Genomic DNA, 236 nt, shown 5'->3' on the forward strand with positions numbered 1-236 from the left:
CAGGTCAAGCCCGGTGACACCGTGATCGCTACCGACCCCGAAACCGGCACCACCAGCGTCGAGACCGTCACCGCCACCATCACCGGCGACGGCGTCAAACACCTGGTGAAGATCACCATCGACACCGACGGCCAACACGGCGACGAGGGCGGCGACCCAGACACCACCAACGGCCACAGCGACCCCGGTGTCGCCCAGATCACCGCCACCGACGGACACCCCTTCTGGGTCCCCGA

1 protein-coding gene is annotated in these 236 nt (G+C 67.8%); it reads left to right on the forward strand.

Annotation, left to right across the window (positions count from 1 at the left end; all coding sequences use genetic code 11):
• Nucleotides 1-236, forward strand: a 236-nt coding sequence (locus ACFHWT_RS31640) for a hypothetical protein (protein WP_416598388.1), incomplete at both ends; no start/stop codon positions are given.

Origin of the sequence: Micromonospora sp. LOL_021 (assembly GCF_048060215.1) — a bacterium.
Lineage (GTDB): Bacteria > Actinomycetota > Actinomycetes > Mycobacteriales > Micromonosporaceae > Micromonospora_E.